Annotated in this window: 1 pseudogene; it reads right to left on the bottom strand. The window is 56.7% G+C overall.

The annotated features are described in order from the left end of the window. Positions 1-42: 42 nt before the first annotated feature. A pseudogene (locus EYB48_RS19015) lies at positions 43-393 on the bottom strand (IS66 family transposase); the annotation flags it as partial.

The following is a 393-nucleotide window of genomic DNA, read 5'->3' as shown; positions in this document are numbered from 1 at the left end:
GGCCCATAGCTCATGGAATTTGCGTCGGGCGTGCGCCATTCATCCAGCCTCCGTGATACCGGATTTGAACAGCGCCTTATAGCCTGGAAAGTCATCGCAGACGAGGGTGCCCCGCCATCGTTCCAGAAACGGTTCTGCATGCTTACCACCCCGGCTTTCTGCAAAGTCGAATACCACCGCCTTCATACTACTGAGCGGTGTGCTGCAATAACTCCACAGGTAGGCCCGGTGCGTCTTGCCGTTTCCGGGCTTGAGCATGGGAAGCGGCGTTTCATCAGCATGCAGCACCGGCTGGGTCAATAATTCTTGTTTCAACGCATCCACCAACGGCTGTAAGGCAACACCGCAACGGCCCACCCATTCGGATAGTGTGGAGTCGGGAATGGCGAATCC

Source organism: Cognatundibacterium crateris, assembly GCF_010078235.1.
GTDB lineage: Bacteria > Pseudomonadota > Gammaproteobacteria > Burkholderiales > Burkholderiaceae_D > Undibacterium > Undibacterium crateris.
This window is presented reverse-complemented; position numbering and strand designations above follow the sequence as displayed.